Annotated in this window: 19 protein-coding genes; 13 read left to right on the top strand and 6 right to left on the bottom strand. The window is 72.1% G+C overall.

All coding sequences use genetic code 11. The annotated features are described in order from the left end of the window. Nucleotides 1–44: 44 nt before the first annotated feature. The gene (locus tag ACIQAC_RS21380) at nt 45–1577 is read right to left on the bottom strand and encodes a DUF4331 domain-containing protein (protein ID WP_402193280.1); all 1533 of its coding nucleotides are present in this window, start codon (nt 1575–1577) and stop codon (nt 45–47) included. Between the two features lie 209 nt (nt 1578–1786). Here ACIQAC_RS21380 and ACIQAC_RS21375 point away from each other — a divergent pair, with 209 nt between their 5' ends. The 4 genes from ACIQAC_RS21375 to ACIQAC_RS21360 all read left to right on the top strand — a co-directional run bounded on the left by ACIQAC_RS21375 (nt 1787) and on the right by ACIQAC_RS21360 (nt 5571). Continuing rightward, a complete protein-coding gene (locus ACIQAC_RS21375; RefSeq protein WP_402193278.1) occupies nt 1787–2329 on the top strand; it encodes a sigma-70 family RNA polymerase sigma factor in 543 nt (180 codons plus the stop codon). Next, on the top strand, nt 2326–3129 hold the full coding sequence (locus ACIQAC_RS21370; protein WP_402193276.1) for an anti-sigma factor domain-containing protein: 804 nt from the start codon (nt 2326–2328) through the stop codon (nt 3127–3129). Before ACIQAC_RS21375 ends, ACIQAC_RS21370 begins: the two co-directional genes overlap by 4 nt. 126 nt (nt 3130–3255) lie before the next feature. After that, complete coding sequence (locus ACIQAC_RS21365; RefSeq protein ID WP_402193275.1) at nt 3256–3525, top strand: hypothetical protein; 270 nt, start codon at nt 3256–3258, stop codon at nt 3523–3525. A 309-nt stretch (nt 3526–3834) separates the two neighbouring features. Beyond that, nucleotides 3835–5571, top strand: a complete 1737-nt coding sequence (locus tag ACIQAC_RS21360) for an amidohydrolase (RefSeq protein WP_402193273.1) — start codon at nt 3835–3837, stop codon at nt 5569–5571. Nucleotides 5572–5631: 60 nt separating this feature from the next. Here the strand turns inward: ACIQAC_RS21360 and ACIQAC_RS21355 are convergent, their stop codons facing one another. Further along, nucleotides 5632–6414, bottom strand: coding sequence for an ABC transporter permease (locus ACIQAC_RS21355; RefSeq protein WP_402193271.1), 783 nt, complete (start codon nt 6412–6414; stop codon nt 5632–5634). Continuing rightward, nucleotides 6411–7355: an ATP-binding cassette domain-containing protein gene (locus ACIQAC_RS21350; RefSeq protein WP_402193270.1), complete on the bottom strand. Its 945-nt coding sequence runs from the start codon at nt 7353–7355 to the stop codon at nt 6411–6413. The genes ACIQAC_RS21355 and ACIQAC_RS21350 overlap by 4 nt, the downstream gene beginning before the upstream one ends. 63 nt (nt 7356–7418) lie before the next feature. On the opposite strand from ACIQAC_RS21350, the gene ACIQAC_RS21345 reads away from it, so the two are divergent. After that, complete coding sequence (locus tag ACIQAC_RS21345; protein ID WP_402193268.1) at nt 7419–8135, top strand: TetR/AcrR family transcriptional regulator; 717 nt, start codon at nt 7419–7421, stop codon at nt 8133–8135. A gap of 43 nt (nt 8136–8178) precedes the next feature. Here the strand turns inward: ACIQAC_RS21345 and ACIQAC_RS21340 are convergent, their stop codons facing one another. The 3 genes from ACIQAC_RS21340 to hmgA all read right to left on the bottom strand — a co-directional run bounded on the left by ACIQAC_RS21340 (nt 8179) and on the right by hmgA (nt 11590). Beyond that, nucleotides 8179–9348 (bottom strand): type ISP restriction/modification enzyme, encoded by a 1170-nt coding sequence (locus ACIQAC_RS21340; RefSeq protein ID WP_402193267.1) that lies wholly within the window; start codon nt 9346–9348, stop codon nt 8179–8181. Nucleotides 9349–9475: 127 nt separating this feature from the next. Continuing rightward, nucleotides 9476–10225: a GntR family transcriptional regulator gene (locus tag ACIQAC_RS21335; RefSeq protein ID WP_402193266.1), complete on the bottom strand. Its 750-nt coding sequence runs from the start codon at nt 10223–10225 to the stop codon at nt 9476–9478. A 51-nt stretch (nt 10226–10276) separates the two neighbouring features. Further along, nucleotides 10277–11590: a homogentisate 1,2-dioxygenase gene (gene hmgA, locus ACIQAC_RS21330; RefSeq protein WP_402193264.1), complete on the bottom strand. Its 1314-nt coding sequence runs from the start codon at nt 11588–11590 to the stop codon at nt 10277–10279. Nucleotides 11591–11785: 195 nt separating this feature from the next. Here hmgA and ACIQAC_RS21325 point away from each other — a divergent pair, with 195 nt between their 5' ends. The 8 genes from ACIQAC_RS21325 (at nt 11786) to ACIQAC_RS21290 (ending at nt 21655) form a co-directional block, all read left to right on the top strand. Further along, nucleotides 11786–12295 (top strand): hypothetical protein, encoded by a 510-nt coding sequence (locus ACIQAC_RS21325; RefSeq protein WP_402193263.1) that lies wholly within the window; start codon nt 11786–11788, stop codon nt 12293–12295. Between the two features lie 124 nt (nt 12296–12419). Continuing rightward, nucleotides 12420–13040: a TetR family transcriptional regulator gene (locus ACIQAC_RS21320; protein WP_402193261.1), complete on the top strand. Its 621-nt coding sequence runs from the start codon at nt 12420–12422 to the stop codon at nt 13038–13040. Nucleotides 13041–13160: 120 nt separating this feature from the next. Further along, nucleotides 13161–15413 carry a molybdopterin oxidoreductase family protein gene (locus ACIQAC_RS21315; RefSeq protein WP_402193260.1) on the top strand — a complete coding sequence of 751 codons (2253 nt, stop codon included), beginning with the start codon at nt 13161–13163 and terminating at the stop codon, nt 15411–15413. A gap of 133 nt (nt 15414–15546) precedes the next feature. Next, the gene (locus ACIQAC_RS21310; RefSeq protein ID WP_402193258.1) at nt 15547–16992 is read left to right on the top strand and encodes a CitMHS family transporter; all 1446 of its coding nucleotides are present in this window, start codon (nt 15547–15549) and stop codon (nt 16990–16992) included. 55 nt (nt 16993–17047) lie between these two features. Then, complete coding sequence (locus ACIQAC_RS21305; RefSeq protein ID WP_402193257.1) at nt 17048–18277, top strand: MFS transporter; 1230 nt, start codon at nt 17048–17050, stop codon at nt 18275–18277. A gap of 188 nt (nt 18278–18465) precedes the next feature. Beyond that, entirely contained in the window at nt 18466–18933 is a 468-nt protein-coding gene (locus ACIQAC_RS21300; protein ID WP_402193255.1) for a DUF3574 domain-containing protein, read from the top strand. A gap of 227 nt (nt 18934–19160) precedes the next feature. Further along, nucleotides 19161–20549, top strand: coding sequence for an aldehyde dehydrogenase family protein (locus ACIQAC_RS21295; RefSeq protein WP_402193254.1), 1389 nt, complete (start codon nt 19161–19163; stop codon nt 20547–20549). Between the two features lie 26 nt (nt 20550–20575). Continuing rightward, entirely contained in the window at nt 20576–21655 is a 1080-nt protein-coding gene (locus ACIQAC_RS21290) for a Zn-dependent alcohol dehydrogenase (RefSeq protein WP_402193252.1), read from the top strand. Nucleotides 21656–21734 lie beyond the last annotated feature (79 nt).

Here is a 21734-nt window from a genome sequence, read left to right as displayed (position 1 = left end):
CGCGCCAGTCCGTGTCCGCCGGGCGCGGTGGCCCGGCGGAGGTGTCAGTACGCCCGGCCCCGCATCCGGCGCCACCACATCAGACCGCCGCCGATCAGCAGGATCCCGGCGGCACCGGCCCCGGCGGACGCGGCGATCAGCGTGGTGTCGTCGCCGGACGTCGTCCCGGCGGGCTGGAGCGCGTCACCGATCTGGTTGCGGACGTCCGCGTCACCGGTCGTGCCCTTGGCGAGCGGGCCGCGCGAACCCTCCGTCGGCAGGGCGACGTACGGGAACGCCTTCTCGAACTCCTTGTCGTTCGTGTCGACCGCGTCACCCAGGTCGTTCTTCTCGCCGAGCAGTTCGCCCTCGACGACCTGGAGCGAGGCGTCGATCACGTCGTCGGTGAGCCGGCGGCCGTTCGGGAAGCCCGCGTTGTCGCCGTCGAGCACACCGAGCCGCTTCGGGGTCGCGGTGGGCTTGATCGAGGTGTTGAGGCGCAGCTGCTCCGAAGGGCGTACGTGCGGGGGCTGGTTGAGGCCCTCGACACCCTTGAGGAACACGTCGACGAGATCATTGCGCGGCTCGGCCGGCGCCTTGATCTTGTAGATCGCCTCGATCAGCTTGGGCAGCTCCGGGTTGGTGACGTTCTCCAGGAACTGGGCGTCGTTCCAGGGCGCGTCCGCGTTGAATTGGTCCTTGTCCTCGATCGGGTTGACGACCTCGTTGACCAGCGGCATCCCGAGCCGGGAGACCTGGGTGAAGTGGCCCTGGGCGTTCTTGCGCTGGGTCGTCGACCAGATGCCGACGATCGGCTGGTCCGCCGACTCCTGGATCATGTGGTTGGGCAGCTGGAGGGCGACGGAGTTGACGTTGTAGCCCTTGAGCGTGTCGTTGCCGACCTCGGAGAGGTTCCCGCCGTACAGCAGGTCGAAGACGCGCAGGTCCAGGAAGAACGGGTCGTCGGCCTGGCCCGCGAAGGTGGTCGCGCCGCCCGCCAGCGGATGGATCGCCTGGTCGCGCAGCGCCGCGTAGTCCGGCATCGACGCCTTGCCCACGTTGGAGGGCGCCACCGGCACATCGTCGGCGATCTTCGTCCGGGACTGGAGGTGCTGGTCCTTCAGCTTCAGCAGCTCCAGGTCGTACGTCTGCGTGACGTTCAGGTCCGGATCGTCGAGGCTCTCCACCGGGCCGGTGTTGTACAGGAACGACTTGCCGTTCTTCACATGCGTCTTGAAGGTGTAGCGGAAGACCAGCTCGCCCTGCGCGTCACCGTTGTTGTCGACGTGGATGTCGTACTGCGCGTCCTCGGCGAACGTGAAGAAGTTGGGACCGCCGGCCGGCTCCTCGAACGGGATCCAGTTCGCCACGACCGTCGTCGTGTCCGGCTTGTCCGGGCTCACGAACGCGTACACGTCCGTGTTGTCGTACTGCGGTGTCCCCGAGATCAGCGGGGCCTCCCGGTGACTGGAGGCGGTGGCCGCCCCCGGCTCCAGCACGGTCACGCCGGCGGCCACGAGGCCCCCCGCGGCCAGCGCGCCACATATGAGCGTGGCGACGCCGCCGCGTCCCCCGCCTCTCCTCGAAATAGGTGTCATGCCGTCCGTCCTCCGTGCCAACTTGCCTGATGCCCCGGGATTCGAAGCCCGCGGCGGGCCGGATTGGTCGGACGGGCAATTGAATTCGGCGCTCTTTCAACCCGCGTTTTCGAGCCGCCGATCCGTAACCCCATCCGGAGGTGCGTGCGTTGCGAATGTCTGGTGTGCGGGGACGGTCGGCCGGGTGCGGCCGAAGAGAGGGGGACCGCGTGGAGGCCGAGAAGCTTCTGCTGCGCGTGGCCGGCGGTGACCACAACGCCTTCGAGGATCTGTACGGACTCGTGTCCGGACCGGTGTTCGGTCTGGTGAAACGGGTCGTGCGGGATCCGGCGCAGTCGGAGGAGGTGGCCCAGGAGGTGCTGCTGGAGATGTGGCGGTCGGCCGGCCGCTTCGACCCCGGGAAGGGCAGCGCCCTGTCCTGGATCCTCACCCTCGCCCACCGCCGGGCCGTCGACCGGGTGCGCAGCGCCCGCGCGGCCGGCGAACGCGAGCAGCGCGAGGCCCTGCGCGCCGGGACGCCCGCCTTCGACCAGGTCGCCGAGGAGGTGGAGGCCGGACTGGAACGCGAACTCGTGCGCCGCTGCCTGGACCGCCTCACCGCCCTGCAACGCCAGTCCGTCACCCTCGCCTACTACGACGGCTACACCTACCGTGAGGTGGCCGAGCGGCTCTCCCTGCCCCTCGGCACCGTGAAGACCCGGATGCGCGACGGACTGACCCGGCTGCGCCAGTGCCTGGGAGGTGCGGCATGAGCCCGCTCGGCCGGCTGCGCCGCGAGGACCCGCACTCGCTCGCCGCGCCCTACGCCCTGGACGCCCTCGACCCCGTCGAGCGGCACCGCTTCGAACAGCACGTCAGAGGCTGCGAACGCTGCGCCGCCGAGGTGCGCGCCCTGTCCGAGGACACCGTCCGGCTGGCCTGGTCGACGTCCGTGCCGGCCCCGGAGGCGATGCGCGGCCGGGTCCTGGCCGCCGTACGCACCACACCGCAGGAGCCCGCGCCGGCGCACCGGCACTCGCTGCCCGCCCACGTGTGGGGGACCCAGCCGCCGCCGGCCCGGCTCCGGGCGCCCAGGTCGCGGTCCCTGTTCGTGCCGTTCGCCACCGCGACCGCCGCGGCGGCCCTCGTCGTCGCGTCCCTCTTCGCGGTCCAGGCGAACCGCACCGCGGACGAACTGGCGGCCCAGGAGGCCCAGGCCCGTGAGATCGCCCACGTTCTCGCGGCTCCGGACGCGAAGGCGAGCATCGGACGGGACGCGCGGGGCCGGGGGATCGGAGTGGTCGCCTCCGCCGCGGAGGCGCGCGCGGTGGTCACCCTGACCGGCTACGACGATCTCCCGCAGGGGAGCGTGCACCAACTGTGGCTCATGCGCCCCGACGTGCAACCACGCTCCCTCGGGCTCTTCGACGCCGACACGCCCTTGGTCGCGTCCGACCTCGACAGCTCCGCGACGTCACTCGCCGTAACCGTCGAGCCGGACGGCGGCTCCGCGCAGCCCACCACCCAGCCGATTGTCCAACTCGCCCTGAAATCGGTTGGATTCGGAGAGTAATCAAACCGTGTGCGTCAACCCCCTTATGGGAAAGGTGAATCCTGTGACCGCGATACACGCGTGCCCCATGGGGGCGATAGGGTTAGCCTGCCCGGGTCGGGTGGACTCGTACGGGTGGGGAGTGACATGGATCAGATAACAGTGCGCAGCAGGGCAAGGGTCCCTGCGATCACCTGCGGGAGCAGCGCGACAAGTTCGCGCCTCGACCGCCACCTCTCGGTGCTGGCGGGTCCCGCCGTGCCGCAGCGGGAGACGGCCGAGGCGACCTCACTGATGCTTGAGCTGACCGCGCGTGACACCACGAAGGACCGCAGCGACCAGGGAGCCCGCGTCCGCCGCGTCTCGCTGTTCGCGCCGCTGCGCAGGCTGCGCCGTTCGCTCTTCGGCGGCCGCTGAGCACCCACCGGCGTCCCCCCGGGGACGCACCCGGCGTTCCCCCGCTCGGGCCGCCGTGCCGACCCCGGGCGCAGCGCCGCCGTCCGCCATCCCCACGGCGAGCGGCGGCCCGGCACACCCGAGCGCGGGCACTCCCCACCCGCCGCTCGAACCACCCCTCCCCGCTCCGGACATCCACCCACCCGCCGATGTCCGTTCGTGCAGACCCTCGGTCCGTCAACACCCTTGTCGCACAAGGCCGTTGACGACGTCATCCCACGCTGACGACAGTGCTGATCATCCATCCGGCGATCGGCATCGGAGACGCGCGTGTGTGACCTGCACGATCAGCACGAACACCCGTCGGCGACCCCCGAGGCCCCCGAGGTCGCCGGGCTGAGCCGCCGCCGCATCATGCAGCTCCTGGGCGCGGCCGGAGTCACCACCGCCGCCCTCGCCACCGGTGCCGACCCGGTGCTGGCCGCCTCCGCCGACGACAGCCCGGACACCTACCGGGCCCCCACCGGGCTCGCCCAGGACAGCCCCGCCAAGAGCGCCGCCCTGCGCTGGATCGACGACCGGGCCGACCGGATCACCGGCCTCAACGCCGAGATCTGGGAGAACGCCGAGCTCAGCCTGCGCGAGTGGAAGTCCTCCCTCGCCGAGGCCGCGTTCCTGGAGCGGGCGGGATTCCACGTCGAGTTCGGCACCGCGGGCTTCCCCACCGCGTTCACCGCGACCTACTCGCACGGCAGCGGCGGCCCGGTCCTCGGGTTCAGCGGCGAGTACGACGCCCTGCCCGGCCTCTCCCAGCGTCGCGGCGTCGGCCACCACGACCCCCTCGAATACGTGCACGACCCCTTCGCCCCCGGCTACGGCCCCGGGCACGGCTGCGGCCACAGCGCGCTCGGCGCCGCGTCCGCGGCAGCCGCGGCGGCCGTCGCCCGCGCCGCGGCCACGCACGGACTCCCGGTCACCGTGAAGTTCTTCGGCTCCACGGCCGAGGAGACCCTGATCGGCAAGACGTACGCGGTCAGCCGGGGCGTCTACGACGGACTCGACGCGTTCCTCGACTGGCACCCGTCGACCGCCAACGCCACCGGCTGGGGCACCACCTCCGCCATGACCGCCGTCACCTTCACCTTCCTCGGTGTGGCCGGCCACGGCGGCACCCCGCTCGGCAACAAGAGCGCCCTCGATGCCGCCGTGATGATGGCGACCATGTCGGAGTTCCTCCGCGAGGAGAACCTCGCCGCGTCCGGCCGGCTGCACTGGGTGATCAACAAGGGCGGCGACATCCCCAACGTCACCCCGGAGATCGCCGAGATCAGCTACTACGTCCGTGAGGGCAGCCCCGCCCGCGTCCAGGTGCTCCTGGACAAGGTGATCGCCGTCTCCGAGGCCGCCGCCAAGGCCTCGCAGACGGCGGTCCGGCACCGCGTCACCTCCGCCTGCTGGAACCAGCTGCCGTCGAAGGCGTTCGCCGAGCTGGCCCACGACAACATGCGGCAGATCGGCCCGCCCGCGTTCACTCCCGAGGCCCAGCAACTCGCCAGGGAACTCCAGGAGTCGCTCGGACTGCCCCAGCAGGGCATGCACACCGCCGTCGCCCCGCTCGCCGCGCCCAACCCGGTCTTCCTGGGCGGCAACTCCACCGATGTCGCCGACGTCAGCTGGAACGTGCCGACGGTCTCCCTCGCCGCCGCACTCGCCCCGATCGGCACCAAGATGCACACCTGGTCCACCGCGTCCTGCGCCGCCGCCGCGCCCGGGCAGGCGGCCGTGCTCACCGCCGCCAAGTACCTCGCGGCCACCGCCGTCGACCTGATCACCCAGCCCGAGCGGCTGAAGGCGATCAAGGACGAGTTCGCGCAGCGGACCAGGGACGTCGAGTGGCGGACCGCCCTGCCCGAGGGCTACGAGCCGCCGATGTACGAGCCGCCCGCGTGGTTCCTGGAGGAGACCGGCCAGAGCTGGCCGCCGGAGAACATCACCTGGCCGCCGCGGCGGATCGTGTCCCAGGAGAAGTTCTCGTCACTGGGCCCGGAACTGCCCCCGCAGACCTGAGGTTGGCCGCTCCGACCCCGGGCGGCCTGATCCCCGCAGACCTGAGGTTGGCGGACCGTGTCACCGCGCGCCGTGCCCGTACCTGCGTACGGCGAGCGGTACGCACACGGCGAGTACCAGCGCGCACCACACGAGGGTCCCGGCGACCGGATGCGCGACCGGCCAGGCGGCGTCCTGCGGCACCGGAGCGTTGCCGAACAGGTCCCGCAGGGCCGTCGTCACCGCGCTGATCGGGTTCCACTCGGCGACGGTCCGCAGCCAGCCGGACATCCCGTCGGTGGGGATGTAGGCGTTGGACAGCAGCGGCAGCAGGAAGGTCGCGCTGCCCAGCTGACCGGCGGCCTCCTCGTCCCGGGTGAGCAGCCCGAGCAGGATGCCGGCCCAGGTCGTGGCGAACCGGAACAGCAGCAACAGACCGACCGCGCCCACGGCTTGGAGCACACCGCCCTCGATCCGCCACCCCACCGCGAACCCGACGAGCAGCAGCGGTACGGTCCCGGCGGCCGTGACCACCAGATCGGCGAGCGCCTGCCCGAGCGGTACGGCGGCCCGGCTGATCGGCAGACTGCGCAGCCGGTCCGTCACCCCCCGGTGGGTGTCCTGCGCCGCCTGGAACATCCCCGTCATGATGCCGTTGGCGGCGGTCGCGACCAGCAGACCGGGCACCAGGAACGACCGGTACTCCGCGCCGGGCATGGCCAGCGCGCTGCCGAAGACGTAGCCGAAGAACAGCAGCATGGTGATCGGCATGGTCTGGGTGAGGATCAGCAGACCGGGGCTGTTGAGGGTGCGGCGCAGCTGCCGGCCGAGCAGGGCGGTGCCGTCGTACGTCAACGTGCTCATGTCGCGGGCTCCTTGGTGTCGGTCAGCCTCAGGAAGACCTCGTCGAGGGTGGGCGGGCGCAGGCTCGCGTCGAGCAACGGCACGGCCGCCGCGTCGAGTTCACGGACCAGGCGGGGGAGGGTGAGCGTGCTGTCGCGGGTGACGGCGCCGACCGCGTGCCGCTCACGGTCGAACGACGGGACGCCGCCCGTGAGTTGGTCGAGCACACCGGCCGCGCGCTCCAGCGTCCCCGGGTCGGCGACGACCACTTCCGCGTACGCGCCGATGAGCGACTTGAGTTGGGCGGGTGAGCCGGTGTGCGCGACCCGGCCGCGGTCCATCACGGCTATGTCGTCGGCGAGTTGGTCGGCCTCCTCCAGATACTGGGTGGTGAGCAGGACGGTGGTGCCCTCGGCCTTGAGCGCGCGGACGGCGGCCCAGATCTCGTTCCGGCCCGCCGGGTCGAGTCCGGTCGTCGGCTCGTCGAGGAACAGCACGTCGGGGCGGCGCACCAGGCTCGCCGCGAGGTCCAGACGGCGGCGCATACCACCCGAGTAGGTGGACGCGGCCCGGTCGGCGGCGCCGGTGAGCGCGAACCGCTCCAGCAGCTCGTCCGCGCGCGCGGCGGCGTCCCGGACCCGGTGCAGCCGTGCGAACAGCCGCAGGTTCTGCCGGCCGGTCAGATCGCCGTCGACCGACGCGTACTGCCCGGTGACGCCGATCCTCGCGCGGACCGCCGCCGCGTCGCGCACCAGGTCGTGCCCGGCGATCCGGGCCGAGCCCGCGTCGGGGCGCAGCAGGGTGGTGAGCAGGCGCACCGCGGTGGTCTTGCCCGCCCCGTTCGGACCGAGGAGCCCGCACACCGAGCCGGCCGCCACCGCGAGATCCAGCCCGCGCAGCGCACGCACCTCGCCGAAGCGCTTCTCCAGACCTTCACTAAGTACAGCGTACGTAGTAGTCATGGGTCGACCATAGCGCACTACGTACGCTGTACGTAACTAGGATGGTGGCCGAGGTGATGATCGATGGCGGGCCGAGCGGCGGTACCCGAAGTGATCTGGGCTCGTCCGGAGCGGACGGGGCGTGGCCCCAGGCCCGCGTTCACCCGCGCGGACATCGCGGCCGCCGCGGTGCGGCTCGCCGACGCGGGCGGGCTCGACGCGGTCTCCATGCGGCACGTCGCGGCCGAACTGGGCTGCGGCACGATGTCGCTGTACAACTACATCCCCCGAAAGGAGGATCTGTACGAGCTGATGATCGACGCGATCGGCGCCGAGCACGAGATCCGGGAACCGTCCGGCGACTGGCGCGCCGACATGCTCCGCAACGCGCACGAGACCCGCGCGATCATGCGCCGGCACACGTGGTCACCCCGGCTGATGTCGGGTGTCTACGGCTTCAGCCCCAACAGCCTGCGGTATCTGGAGCACTGCCTCGACTGCCTCGCCCCGCTGGATTCCCCGTACGGCGTCAAGATGGAGCTGGTCGCGCTGCTCAACGGGGTGGTGACGACGTACTCGGCGAACGAGATCGCGACGGTGGAGCGGGTGCGGGCGATGCCGTGGTCGGAGGACGAGGAGAACGCGGTGCGGATCGCGTATCTCGGGAGTCAGGTGGCCACGGGGGCGTATCCGCGGTTGGCGGCGGCGTTTATGGAGGCCAGCGGGCCGATTGATCTGGAGGGGGTGTTTCAGCGGGCGCTTGAGCGGGTGCTGGATGCGTTTGATCCTGCGGGGCGGTGAGGTAGGTGTTCGGGTGCGGCGCCGTTGTGGCTTGTCGCGCCTCTCAGATCAAGGCCAGTTGGCCCTCGGGGCCCTCCTCGTGGGCGTCCAGTACTGATGCCGGGCGGCGGGTCGTGTCCGGTACCGGTAGTACATCTGCGTTCCGCAGGTCGGCTGTTGTGATGGGGGACTTGAACTCGTCGTCCAGCGGCGGGAGTTCTGCCAGCAGTGCCAGGACCGTGATCAGTTCGAGGAGTTCTGAGGTCCAGGTCTGGGGCCAGGTCGTGGGGCGGATCGCGGTCAGTGTGCCCGGTTCGGGCGTTGCCGTGCGGGCCGTGAACCACTGTTCCAGGACCCGGACGCCGTCCACCGTGTAGTCCCACGCCTGTGCCGGGACGGGGGAGATGCGGCCCTCGTCGAGGAGCAGGGCCTCCTCCTCGGGGTCGTAGTCGAGGGTCACCGGGCGGGCCGGCAGCGGTGCGCGGACGTACGGGCGCCGGCCGCCCGGGAGCTTGGGGCGGTCGCCCGCGGGGCGCATCAGCCGGAGGACACGGCCGCCCAGGTCGACGCCCCGCGCCCAGAGTTCGGGATCGGCGGTGAGCGGGACGCGCCGGCCGGCGGGGGAGTGGCGGGTGGTCGCGAGGATCCAGGCGAGGACGTCGAGCGGAGCCGGTTCGTGGCCGAGGCGGGCGGCCAGGTGGGCGCGCAGGCCGGGCGCGAGGTTGGGTTCGGTGGCGCCGGGGCGGCGGTACAGGGGGCGGATCCGGCCCGGACGCAGCAGCGGCAGTCGCGCGGTGGCGAGCAGGAGCGGGCCGGTGGCGTCCGGGGTGGCCGCGGTCTCGACGACGAACACCTGCTGCTCGTCCGCGACCCGCCACAGCTCGGGGCGGGCCGCGTCGATCAGCCGGTGGTCGGGGATCAGCCACTGTTCGTCGAAGGGGGCGAGGAGCGCGCGCACCGGTTCCGGGCACGGGCCCGACGCCCGCACCAGACGCTCCGTACCACTGGACTGGCCGGGCAGCCTGCCGACCGCCGTGTGCAGGGTGCGTGAGCGCGTCGGCTCGAACAGGGCCTCGCGGTCCGGGCCCTGGGCCTTCAGCAGGGCGTCCCAGCGGGCCTTCAGGGACGCCGGGTCGGGGGCCGTCGGCCACCCCCGGCCGAGCCGCGGCGGTGCGACGGACCACGGCATGAGGTCCGCGAGCAGCGGAGCTTGGTCGCGCGTCACGCTCTGCATCGTACGATGCCACGAGCGCCGCCAAGGGGGGCGCGGGGCCGCAACGATGTGCGGCTCCGACGCGTGGGCGCGACCAGCCCCCGCCGGCCCGCAGCGTGTTCGGCGTCTTCCCCTCCCGGCGAAGCGCTCACGTGGCATCGAGGGTCACCGTGAACGAGAACCGGTCGCCGCGGTAGTGAATGATCGCAACGTCCAGCACCCGCCCGCCCGTGTCGTACGAGACGCCCGTGTAGTGCAGGATCGGGCTGAGCAGCGGGACTTGGAGCAGCCGGGCGGTCTCCGGATCGGCGAGCCGGGCCTCCACGGTGTCCGTGATCCGGCTGATGTCCGCCCCGACGACATCCCGCAGCACCTTCGTCATCGGCCACCGCACCAGATCGTCCGGGTCGATCCGGTCGGCCAGCTCCGGACGGACGTGGTTGCGGACGTGGTTGGTCGGCTCGCCGGTCTTCTCGTCACCGCGCAGCCGGTGGTACGTGCCCGTCTCCGGGACGTCCGGGAAGTACTCGGCGAGTTCGGCGGGCACCGCCGCGCGCCCGTGGCCGAGCAGTTCGGTCGTCATGCCGGACTGCTGGGCGACGATGGCGTCCACCGACCCGAGCAGCCGTACCGGGGCACCCCGCGTGGCCGTCGGCTCGATGAACGTGCCCCGGCGCCGGTGCCGGGTGATCAGCCCCTCGTCCTCCAGCTCCTTCAGCGCCTGCCGCATGGTCAGCACACTCACGCCGTAGTGGCCCGCGAGCTGCTCCTCGGTGGGCAGCCGCAGCGAGTCCTGCGCCGAGCGGCCGAGGATCGAGGCGCGCAGCGACTGCGACACCTGGTACCAGAGCGGCAGCTTGCGGTTGAGGACGACGGAGTCCGGGGCGAAGGAGGTCACGAGGTCATCCGTACCGGCAGAGAATCTTCCGTGCAACCGGGTGAACGACCGTCACTGCGAACGGAAGTGCCGTTCCATGCCCCGCCAGACGTCGTCGTAGTGCGGCTGGAGGTGGTCGGCGCTCGCTGCCTGGGGGGTGAGGGTGATCGGCCAGCGGGTTTCGAACATGAAGGCCAGGCCGTCGTCGATCTTCTGGGGCTTCAGTTCGGCGGCGCTCGCGCGGTCGAACGTCTCCCGGTCGGGGCCGTGCGCCGACATCATGTTGTGCAGCGAGCCGCCGCCCGGCACGAATCCCTCGGCCTTCGCGTCGTAGGCGCCTTCGATCAGGCCCATGTACTCGCTCATCACGTTCCGGTGGAAGTACGGCGGCCGGAAGGTGTTCTCGCCGACCAGCCAGCGCGGCGCGAACACCACGAAGTCGACGCCGGCCAGCCCGGGGGTGTCCGACGGGGACGTCAGTACGGTGAAGATCGACGGGTCGGGGTGGTCGTAGGAGATGGACCCGATGACGTTGAAGCGGCGCAGGTCGTAGACGTACGGCACATGGTTGCCGTGCCAGGCGACGACGTCGAGCGGGGAGTGGTCGTAGGTGGCCGTCCAGAGGTTGCCGCAGAACTTGTTGACGACCTCGACCGGTCCCTCCACGTCCTCGTACGCGGCGACGGGAGCGTGGAAGTCCCTTGCGTTCGCCAGGCCGTTGGCGCCGATCGGGCCCAGGTCGGGGAGGGTGAAGGGGGCGCCGTAGTTCTCGCAGACGTAGCCGCGGGCCGTGGCGTCCAGCAGTTCGACGCGGAAGCGGACCCCGCGCGGAAGCAGGGCGACATGGCCGGGCTCGACGTGCAGCAGCCCGAACTCGGTGCGCAGCAGCAGTCCGCCCTGCTCCGGCACGATCAGCAGCTCGCCGTCCGCGTCGCTGAACACCCGGTCCATCGAGGCGTTGGCGTGGTAGAGGTGCACGGCCGTGCCGGTGCGCTGGGTGGCGTCGCCGTTGCCGCCGAGCGTCCACAGTCCGGCGAGGAAGTCCGTGCCGGCGGCGGGCTCGGGCAGCGGGTTCCAGCGCAGCCGGTTCGGGTCGGGCACGGACTCGGTGAAGGGGGCCGTGCGGATCGCGCCGTTCTCGGCGCGGGTGAAGGCCGGATGCGCGGCCGAGGGGCGGATCCGGTACACCCAGGAGCGGCGGTTGTGCGCCCTCGGCTCGGTGAACGCGGTGCCGCTGTGCTGCTCCGCGTAGAGCCCGAGCGGGGCCCGCTGGGGCGCGTTGCGGCCCTCGGGCAGGGCGCCCGGCACCGCCTCCGAACTGTGCTCGTTGCCGAACCCGGAGAGGTAGGCCAGCGCCTCGGCCGTCTTGCGCGCGTCCCCGCTCATCTTCGGTACTCCCTTGGCTCCGATTCCTATGCTTCACCATAGGATTGCGAGTGGGTGGGCGCAAGAGGTGTGTCCTGGGTGGTGCCGGAGTCGTCCCCCGGTGCTCGGCCTCCTCTTCTCGGACTACTCGGAGGGCGACAAGAACCAGACTCCAGACGGATTCGTGGTGTCGCACCGGTGTTCTACGCTCCCCGTATGTCGTGGAGACGGGGACCTCTTGCCGTGCTCGCGGTCTGTGTCCTGCTGGCGACCGGATCCGCGGCCTGTGACTCCAGTGGCGGCCGGGAGACCGCGCAGGACCGTGCCTACCCGGTCGGCAAGGTCCTGGACGACACCGACGAGGACGGACGGCACTTCCGCGAGGTCGAGGAGCGGGACGCCCCCGAGGTCGACATAGTGGTGCAGCCGGTCGGCGACGGCGGCTGGGAGGTCCGGCTGACCGTCGAGGACTTCACCTTCTCCCCGGTCGGCACCGCGCCCGAGGCCGTCTGGGGCCGGGGTGTGGCCCGGCTCTTCATCGACGGACGCCCGGTCGTCGACCTGCACACACCCCGCCACCGGCTCTCCGCGGACCTCGTCTCCCGCGGCACCCACCACGTCACCGTCCGGCTCTACGCCGACGACGGCACCGTCTGGGCGGCGGACGGCGACCCCGTCGAGTCCACGGCCGACATCACCGTCTCCGACCCGGGGCCCGCGTCGTAGCTGAGCACACCGGGCACGCGTGTGCGTACTGGGAGTCGGTTCCGTCGTCCACGGCTGCCCGTACGGGCAGTGCCCGTGCCCGATCGCGGACGCCCGCTTCACCCGTCCCCGGCGGAAAGGCATCATGATGCCCGTGCCCCATGCGACCTCGCTTCGCCGTGCCCCCGTGCAGCGCCGCAGCGCCGAGCGGCTGACCCGGATCCTCGACGCGTGCGCCGAACTCCTCGACGAGGTCGGCTACGACGCCCTCAGCACCCGAACCGTCGCGCAGCGCGCGAGCGTCCCCATCGGGTCGGTGTACCGCTTCTTCGGCAACAAGCGGGCCATGGTCGACGCGCTCGCCCAGCGCAACCTGGAGCGGTTCACCGAGCGGGTGGGGGAGCGGCTGCGGAGCCTGGAGGCCGGCGGCTGGCGCGACGCGCTCGACGCCGTGCTCGACGAGTACCTCGCCATGAAGCGCACCGCGCCGGGCTTCTCCCTGGTCGACTTCGGCAACCAGATCCCGGTCGGCGCCCGCCATGCCGAACCCAACCACCGGGTCGCCGACCGCCTCACCGCCCTGCTCTCCGGCTATCTCGGCCGCGACCCCGGCGAGGAGGACCTGCGCCGTGTCTTCCTGGTCGCCGTCGAGACCGCCGACACCCTGGTCCACCTGGCCTTCCGGGTCGAGAAGCAGGGCGACGAGCGGATCATCCAGGAGATGCGGGAACTGCTGCGGGCGTACCTGGGGCGCGTCCTGGACTGACACCGGCCCGCACAAGCCCTCGCCCGGCGCAGGGTGCCCGCCCCCTCCCGCACCTGCATACCGGTCGGTATGCTCGGCACCAGTCCGTGCGCCACCGTTGCCGTGACCCCGGGAGGACCCGTGTCCCGCACCGCCCTGCGAATCTGCCCGTTGTGCGAGGCCACCTGCGGGCTCACGCTGACCATCGAGGGGACCCGGGTCACAGGCGCCCGCGGCGACCGCGAGGACGTCTTCAGCAAGGGGTTCATCTGCCCCAAGGGCGCGTCCTTCGGGGCCGTCGACGCCGACCCCGACCGGCTGCGCGGCCCCCTCGTCCGCAAGGACGGCGAACTGCGCGAGGCCACCTGGGAGGAGGCCTTCGACGCGGTCGCCGCCGGCATCCGCCCGGTCCTCGAACGGTACGGCCCGCACGCGGTCGGCCTGGTCCTCGGCAACCCCAACGTGCACACCGTCGCCGGCGCCCTCTATCCCCCCGTACTCATCGCCGGACTCGGCACCCGCAGCCTGTTCACCGCGTCCACCGTCGACCAGATGCCCAAGCACGTCTCCAGCGGACTGCTCTTCGGCGACGCCTTCGCCATCCCGGTGCCCGACCTCGACCGCACCGACCATCTGCTGCTGATCGGCGCCAACCCCCTGGAGTCCAACGGCAGTCTGTGCACCGCACCCGACTTCCCCGGCCGGCTCAAGGCGCTCAAGGCCCGCGGCGGCACCCTCACCGTCGTCGACCCGCGCCGCACCCGCACCGCGAAACTCGCCGACCGGCACATCGCGGTCCGCCCCGGCACCGACGCCCTGCTCCTCGCGGCCATGGCCCACGTCCTCTTCGACGAGGACCTGGTCGACCTCGCCCACCTCGCCCCGCACGTCCAGGACCTGGCCGAACTCCAGGACGCCGTAAGGGACTTCACCCCCGAGGCGGTCACCGGGGCCTGCGACGTGGACGCCGGGACGATCCGGGTCCTCGCCCGTGAGCTCGCCGCCGCGCCCACCGCCGCCGTCTACGCCCGGATCGGCAGCTGCACGGTCCCGCACGGCACCCTCGCCAGCTGGCTCGTCGACGTACTGAACATCCTCACCGGCAACCTCGACCGGCCCGGCGGCGCGCTCTTCCCGCAGGCCGCCACCGACAAGACACCCCGCCCGGCCGGTCCGGGCCACGGCTTCCGGCTGGGCCGCTGGCACTCCCGGGTCAGCCACCACCCGGAGGCCAAGGGCGAACTGCCGCTGGCCGCGCTCGCCGAGGAGATCGACACCGCCACCGCCGAGGGCGAGCCCATCAAGGCCCTGATCGCCGTCGCCACCAACCCGGTGCTCTCCGCGCCCGACGGCGACCGCCTCGACAAGGCCCTGGACTCCCTCGACTTCATGGTCAGCGTCGACCCGTACCTCAACGAGTCCTCGCGCCACGCCGACGTCGTGCTGCCCCCGCCGCCGCCCTCGCAGAGCCCGCACCACGACTTCGCGTTCAACGCCCTCGCCATCCACAACCAGGTCCGCTACACCCGCGCCGCCGTCCCCCTGGAGCCCGGCCGCATGGCCGAGACCGAGATCCTCGCCCGGCTGGTCCTCGCCGTCTCCGGCATGCACGGCGCCGACCCGGACACGGTCGACACGATGGTGATCGACCAGACCCTCACCAAGGCCGTACGCCAGAGCCACTCGCCCGTGCACGGCCGCGACCCGCGCGAACTCGCCGCCCGGCTCACCGGCGAGACCGGCCCCGAACGCCGGCTCGACCTGATGCTGCGCCTCGGCCCCTACGGCGACGGCTTCGGCGCCGAACCCGGCGGACTCACCCTGGACAGGCTGCTCGCACACCCGCACGGCATCGACCTCGGACCGCTCGCGCCCCGGCTCCCGCAGTCCCTGAAGACCGTCAGCGGCCGCGTGGAACTGCTGCCCGCGCCGATCGCCGGCGACCTGCCCCGCCTCCGCGAGACGCTGGCGCAGCGCACCGACGGACTGCTCCTCGTCGGCCGCCGCCATCTGCGCTCCAACAACAGCTGGATGCACAACGTCCCCGCCCTCACCGGCGGCACCAACCGCTGGGCCGCGCACATCCACCCCGACGACGCCGCCCGGCTCGGCGTGCGCGACGGCGAGCCCGTGCGGATCAAGGGCGCCGGGGGAGAGGTGACCGCCCCCGCGGAGGTCACCGACACCGTCCGGCCCGGTGTGGTCAGCCTCCCGCACGGCTGGGGACACGACCGTCCCGGCACCCGGCTCAGCCACGCGGCGAAGGACCCCGGCGCCAACGTCAACCAGCTGCTCGACGGCAGCCTCCTCGACCCGCTCTCCGGCAACGCGGTCCTCAACGGAGTGCCCGTGGAAGTCGCCCCCGTCGCGGAAAAGCTCGCCGCGCTGACCTGAGCAAAGCTGTGACCAGGAGTTCTGCGCTTATTGCTCGCACGTCAACATCTTGTTAACGCCAATTGACGGGACCTAACGTCGTCGCACCGCCGGCCCTGGTGGGAGTTCAAGGGCGAACGTTAGGTATCCAGACATGCTGACCATCCTCGGCTTCGCCATGATCGCGACCTTCCTGGTCCTGATCATGCTGAAGAAGATGTCGCCGATCGCGGCGCTGGTGCTCATCCCCGCACTCTTCTGTGTGTTCGTGGGCAAGGGCGCGCACCTCGGCGACTACGTCATCGACGGGGTCTCCAGCCTCGCCCCCACCGCGGCCATGCTGATGTTCGCGATCGTCTACTTCGGGGTGATGATCGACGTCGGCCTCTTCGACCCGATCGTCAAGGGGATCCTGAAGTTCTGCAAGGCCGACCCGATGCGGATCGTCGTCGGTACGGCCCTGCTCGCCGCGATCGTGTCACTGGACGGCGACGGCTCCACCACGTTCATGATCACGGTGTCGGCGATGTACCCGCTGTACAAACGCCTCAAGATGAGCCTCGTCGTGATGACCGGCGTCGCCGCCACCGCCAACGGCGTGATGAACACCCTGCCCTGGGGCGGACCGACGGCCCGCGCCGCCACCGCGCTGAAGCTGGACGCCAGCGACATCTTCGTCCCGATGATCCCCGCCCTCGCCGTCGGCCTGCTCGCCGTGCTCGTCCTGTCCTACGTCCTCGGACTGCGCGAGCGCCGGCGGCTCGGTGTGCTGACGCTGGACGAGGTGCTCGAGGAGCCGGTCGAGGAGAAGGAGACGGTGCTGGTCGGTGGCGGCGGCCCGGGTGCGGGCGCCGACGCCGGGAAGGTGCGCCTCGACAAGAGCGACGGCAAGGGCAACGGGGCTGCGGCCGGGGGCGGTTCGGGAACCGGCGCCGAGGCCGACGGTGACGACGACGACTTCCAGGGCCTGGACCCCCACCGCCCCACCCTGCGCCCCAAGCTGCTCTGGTTCAACGCGCTGCTCACGGTCGCCCTGCTCACCGCCATGATCATGGAGGTGCTGCCGATCCCGGTGCTGTTCCTGCTCGGCGCCGCGCTCGCCCTCACCGTCAACTTCCCCCGGATCCCGGACCAGCGGGCCCGTCTCGCGGCCCACGCCGACAACGTGCTGAACGTCTCCGGCATGGTCTTCGCCGCCGCCGTCTTCACCGGAGTGCTCCAGGGCACCGGCATGGTCGACTCCATGGCCACCTGGCTCGTCGACATCATCCCCAGCGGCATGGGCCCGCACATGGGCATCGTCACCGGACTGCTGAGCATCCCGCTCACCTACTTCATGTCCAACGACGGCTTCTACTTCGGTGTCCTGCCCGTCCTCACCGAGGCGGGCGCCGCCCACGGCGTCACCCCGCTGGAGATGGCCCGCGCCTCGATCGTCGGCCAGCCGCTGCACATGTCCAGCCCGCTCGTCCCGGCCGTCTACGTCCTCGTCGGCATGGCCAGGGTGGAGTTCGGCGACCACACCCGGTTCGTCGTGAAGTGGGCGGCCCTGACGTCCCTGGTGGTCCTCGGGTCCGCCATCCTGTTCGGCATCATCTGACCTCTCCCCGGCCTTTCCCCGAACGCCCCTCGCCCCATCACCGGGAGGATCACACGTGAGGCCCGGCAGGAACCGCGGCTGGCTGCTCCGCCTCGTCATCGCCTTCAGCTTCGCGCAGGCGGCGGTGTCGATGGCACGCCCCGCCGTCTCCTACCGGGCCCTCGCGCTGGGCGCCGACGAACGGGCCGTCGGTGTCATCGCCGGTGTGTACGCGCTGCTCCCGCTGTTCGCCGCCGTGCCCCTGGGCCGCCGTACCGACCACGGTCGCTGTGCGCCCCTGCTGCCCGTCGGTGTGGTCCTGATCTCCGGCGGCTGCGTGCTCAGCGGACTCGCCGGCTCGCTCTGGACGATGGCGGTCTGGAGCGGCGTGATGGGCCTCGGCCACCTGAGCTTCGTCATCGGCGCCCAGTCGCTCGTCGCCCGCCAGTCCGAGCCGCACGAACAGGACCGCAACTTCGGCCACTTCACCATCGGCGCCTCCCTCGGCCAGCTCGTCGGCCCGATCGCGGCCGGGGCGCTGATCGGCGGCCACGACATGGCGGGGAGCAGCGCGCTCGCCCTGGTGGTCGCCGGGGCCGGCGGCGCGGTCGCGTTCACCTCGCTGTGGCGGATAGAGGACCGTACGCGGGTCAAGTCCCGTACCGAGCGGGGCGATCCGGTGCCGGTCCGGCGGATCCTCGGCTCCCGGGGTGTGCCCGCGGGCATCCTGATCAGCCTCTCCGTGCTCTCCGCGACCGACGTGCTCACCGCCTACCTGCCGGTGGTGGGCGAGCACCGCGGCATCGCCCCGTCCGTGATCGGCCTGCTGCTCAGCCTGCGGGCGGCGGCCACCATCGCGTGCCGGCTGGTGCTCACCCCGCTGCTGAAGCTGGGCCGCACGCTTCTGCTCACCGTCACCTGTCTGCTCGGCGGTCTGCTCTGCGCGGGCATCGCACTGCCGGTACCGGTGTGGGCGCTGGCCCTGATGCTCGCCGCGCTGGGCTTCTGCCTCGGTGTGGGCCAGCCGCTGTCCATGACGACGGTGGTGCAGGCTGCCCCCGAGGCCGCCCGCTCCACGGCCCTCGCGCTCCGGCTCACCGGCAACCGGCTCGGCCAGGTCGCCGCGCCCGCCGGAGCGGGCCTGGTCGCCGGAGTCGCGGGTGTGGCGGCGCCGTTCGTGATGCTGGGCGCGCTGCTGCTCCTGTCGGCGGGCGTCGGTCTGCGCTCACCGGCCCGCGAACCGGGACGCCCGTCCGAGCGGCCCGGCCGCCTCCGCCGGAGGACGAGCGGCAACTCCCGTACCTGAGTGGCGACTCTCGTACATGACCGGCAACTCCCGTACCTGAGTGGCGACTCCCGTACGTGACCGGCAACTCCCTTACCTGCGCGGCGACTTCCCCGCGTGCGTGGGAGGTCACCGCTTTGGTGAACAGATCCGTGCCGTGCGGCGCGCCGACGGGACACGGCGGTCCGGGATCCCGTAGGTCATGGGACATGAATCTTCAGCTGACCCGCACCCGTGCCGCGCTCGTCACCGCCGGAGTCCTCGTGGCGGTGGCCGCGCCGACCGCCGCCTACGCGACCCTCGACGGATCCGACAACACGGCCGCCACGTCCGCTCCCGTGCGCGGGGACCAGTTCATGGAGACCAGGCTGTTCTTCGGCACGGCGCGGCCCGACGGCGGCCCCGCGGTCACCGACAAGCAGTTCATGGCCTTCATCGACAAGGAGGTCACGCCGTCCTTCCCCGACGGGCTGACCGTCCAGAGCGGGCGCGGCCAGTGGCGTGACGCCACCGGCACGATCGAGAAGGAGCGCTCCTACGAGCTGATCCTGCTCTACCCGGTCGCCGACGCGAGGCCCGGGGACCGCAAGATCGAGGAGATCCGCCGGGACTACGAGAAGGCCTTCGGGCAGGAGTCGGTGGGCCGCGCGGACGACAGGATCCGGGTCGACTTCTGACCTTGGGTATGAAGGCGGGGTCACTTCCTACCCACGTGACCGCCTACCTCCCACGTGACCGCCTCCCTCCCTCCCACGTGACCGCCTACCTCCCTCCCGCGTCCCGGCCGGTTCCGGCCGCTCAGGCCGCTCCGGCCGGGACGCCCCTGGCGCCGGAAAACTATCGCCGCTAGTTTGGGCTGTCGGCGACCGGCGACCGGCGACAGCGCTGCCTCGGGAGGCACACCATGAAGGCCCAGGACGGGATGTACATCGACGGCGCATGGCGCCCGGCCGCGGGGCCCGAGCTGATCGACGTGGTGAACCCGGCCGACGAGCAGGTGATCGGCCGGGTTCCCGCGGGCAGCGCGGTGGACGTCGACGCGGCGGTACGCGCGGCGCGCGCCGCGCTCCCCGGCTGGGCGGCCACACCCCCGGCCGACCGGGCCGCCCGGCTCGCGGCGCTGCGGGACGTCCTGGCAGCGCGCAAGGACGAGATCGCCGAGACCGTCACCGCCGAACTCGGCTCCCCGCTCGCCTTCTCACAGGCCGTGCACGCCACCCTGCCGGTCGCGGTCGCCGGTTCCTACGCCGAACTGGCCGCCACGTTCGCCTTCGAGGAGAAGGTCGGCAACTCGACCGTGTTCCAGGAGCCGATCGGCGTCGTCGGCGCGATCACCCCCTGGAACTACCCGCTCCACCAGATCGTCGCCAAGGTCGCCCCGGCCCTCGCCGCGGGCTGCACCGTGGTCCTCAAGCCCGCCGAGGACACCCCGCTCACCGCCCAGCTGTTCGCCGAGGCGGTCCACGAGGCGGGCGTACCGGCGGGTGTGTTCAACCTGGTCACGGGCCTCGGACCGGTGGCGGGCCAGGCGCTCGCCGAGCACCCGGGCGTCGACCTGGTCTCCTTCACCGGCTCCACCGCCGTCGGCCGCACCATCGCGACGACCGCGGGCGCCGCGATCAAGCGGGTCGCCCTGGAACTCGGCGGCAAGTCCGCCAACGTGATCCTGCCCAGCGCCGACCTGGCCAGGGCCGTCGGCGTCGGCGTGGCCAACGTGATGGCCAACTCCGGCCAGACGTGCAGCGCCTGGACCCGCATGCTGGTCCACCGCGACCAGTACGACGAGGCCGTCGCCCTCGCGACCGCGGCCGCCGCCAAGTACGGCGAGCGCATCGGCCCGCTCGTCAACGCCAAGCAGCAGGCGCGCGTGCGCGGTTACATCGAGCGGGGTGTTGCCGAGGGCGCCCGGCTGGTCGCCGGCGGCCCCGAAGCACCGCACGAGCAGGGCTACTTCGTCAGCCCGACCGTCTTCGCCGACGTCACCGAGGACATGACCATCGCCCAGGAGGAGATCTTCGGCCCTGTCTTGTCGATCCTGCGCTACGAGGACGAGGCGGACGCCCTGCGGATCGCCAACGGCACCGTGTACGGGCTCGCCGGAGCCGTGTGGGCGGGCGACGAGGACGAGGCGGTCGCCTTCGCGCGCCGGCTGGACACCGGACAGGTCGACATCAACGGCGGCCGCTTCAACCCGCGGGCCCCGTTCGGCGGTTACAAGCAGTCCGGCGTCGGCCGCGAGCTGGGTGTGCACGGTCTCACCGAGTACCTCCAGACCAAGTCCCTTCAGTTCTGAGCCCCCGCTACCCCGAGGAGCGTGCCGTGGTCCGCGCCGCCGTCCTGCCCGAAGTGGGCGCCCCGCTGGAGATCACCGACATCGAGCTGCCCGACCCCGGCCCCGGCCAGGTCCGGATCCGGCTCGCCGCGGCGGGGGTGTGCCACTCCGACCTGTCCCTGTCCGACGGCACCATGCGGGTACCGGTGCCCGCGGTGCTGGGCCACGAGGGCGCGGGCACGGTCCTGGCCGTCGGCGAGGGCGTCACCCATGTCTCGCCCGGCACCGACGTCGTCCTCAACTGGGCGCCTGCCTGCGGCAGTTGCCCCGCCTGCGCGCGCGGCGAGGTCTGGCTGTGCGCCAACGCCCTCAACGGCTCCGCCGACGTCTACGCCCGCACCGCGGCCGGCGTCGACCTCCACCCCGGCCTGAACGTCGCCGCGTTCGCCGAGGAGACGGTCGTCCCCGCCCACTGCGTACTGCCCCTGCCGTCCGGCATCCCGCTCACCGACGCGGCCCTCCTCGGCTGCGCGGTCCTCACCGGCTACGGCGCCGTGCACCACTCGGCGCGGGTCCAGGAGGGCGAGACGGTCGCGGTGTTCGGCGTCGGCGGGGTCGGCCTCGCGGCCCTTCAGTCGGCCCGGATCGCGGGCGCGGCGAAGATCGTCGCGGTGGACGTCTCCCCGGAGAAGGAGGAGCTGGCCCGCGCGGCGGGCGCCACCGACTACGTCGTCGCCTCCGCCGGCACCGCCCGCGAGATCCGCGCCCTCACCGGCAAGCAGGGCGTCGACGTCGCCGTCGAGTGCGTGGGCCGCGCGGTCACCATCCGTACGGCGTGGGAGTCCACCCGGCGCGGCGGGCGCACCACGGTCGTCGGCATCGGCGGCAAGGACCAGCAGGTCACCTTCAACGCCCTGGAACTCTTCCACTGGGGCCGCACCCTCTCCGGCTGCGTCTACGGCAACTGCGACCCCGAGCGGGACCTGCCGGTCCTGGCCGGCCACATCCGCGCCGGCCGACTGGACCTCGGCGCCCTCGTCACCGAACACATCGCGCTGGACGGCATCCCGGCGGCGTTCGAGAACATGCTCGCGGGCAAGGGAGGCCGCGCGCTGGTGGTCTTCTAGCACCCGCGCGAACGCGCCCTCCCGCCGCACCCCGGCCTCCCGCGAGGCCGGGGCCACACGCGTGTCCGCACCCCCCGAT

Source organism: Streptomyces sp. NPDC088387 (genome assembly GCF_044753385.1).
Classification (GTDB): domain Bacteria; phylum Actinomycetota; class Actinomycetes; order Streptomycetales; family Streptomycetaceae; genus Streptomyces.
The sequence above is the reverse complement of the archived record's forward strand: the minus strand, read 5'-3'. Positions and strand labels throughout refer to the sequence as shown.

Bases quoted from the DNA above. Each gene is read 5' to 3' on its own strand.
- ACIQAC_RS21380 (WP_402193280.1), bottom strand. From the start codon at position 1,577: ATGACACCTATTTCGAGGAGAGGCGGGGGACGCGGCGGCGTCGCCACG.
- ACIQAC_RS21370 (WP_402193276.1), top strand. From the start codon at position 2,326: ATGAGCCCGCTCGGCCGGCTGCGCCGCGAGGACCCGCACTCGCTCGCC.
- ACIQAC_RS21365 (WP_402193275.1), top strand. From the start codon at position 3,256: ATGGATCAGATAACAGTGCGCAGCAGGGCAAGGGTCCCTGCGATCACC.
- ACIQAC_RS21355 (WP_402193271.1), bottom strand. From the start codon at position 6,414: ATGAGCACGTTGACGTACGACGGCACCGCCCTGCTCGGCCGGCAGCTG.
- ACIQAC_RS21350 (WP_402193270.1), bottom strand. From the start codon at position 7,355: ATGACTACTACGTACGCTGTACTTAGTGAAGGTCTGGAGAAGCGCTTC.
- ACIQAC_RS21345 (WP_402193268.1), top strand. From the start codon at position 7,419: ATGGCGGGCCGAGCGGCGGTACCCGAAGTGATCTGGGCTCGTCCGGAG.
- ACIQAC_RS21340 (WP_402193267.1), bottom strand. From the start codon at position 9,348: ATGCAGAGCGTGACGCGCGACCAAGCTCCGCTGCTCGCGGACCTCATG.
- hmgA (WP_402193264.1), bottom strand. From the start codon at position 11,590: ATGAGCGGGGACGCGCGCAAGACGGCCGAGGCGCTGGCCTACCTCTCC.
- ACIQAC_RS21325 (WP_402193263.1), top strand. From the start codon at position 11,786: ATGTCGTGGAGACGGGGACCTCTTGCCGTGCTCGCGGTCTGTGTCCTG.
- ACIQAC_RS21320 (WP_402193261.1), top strand. From the start codon at position 12,420: ATGATGCCCGTGCCCCATGCGACCTCGCTTCGCCGTGCCCCCGTGCAG.
- ACIQAC_RS21310 (WP_402193258.1), top strand. From the start codon at position 15,547: ATGCTGACCATCCTCGGCTTCGCCATGATCGCGACCTTCCTGGTCCTG.
- ACIQAC_RS21300 (WP_402193255.1), top strand. From the start codon at position 18,466: ATGAATCTTCAGCTGACCCGCACCCGTGCCGCGCTCGTCACCGCCGGA.
- ACIQAC_RS21295 (WP_402193254.1), top strand. From the start codon at position 19,161: ATGAAGGCCCAGGACGGGATGTACATCGACGGCGCATGGCGCCCGGCC.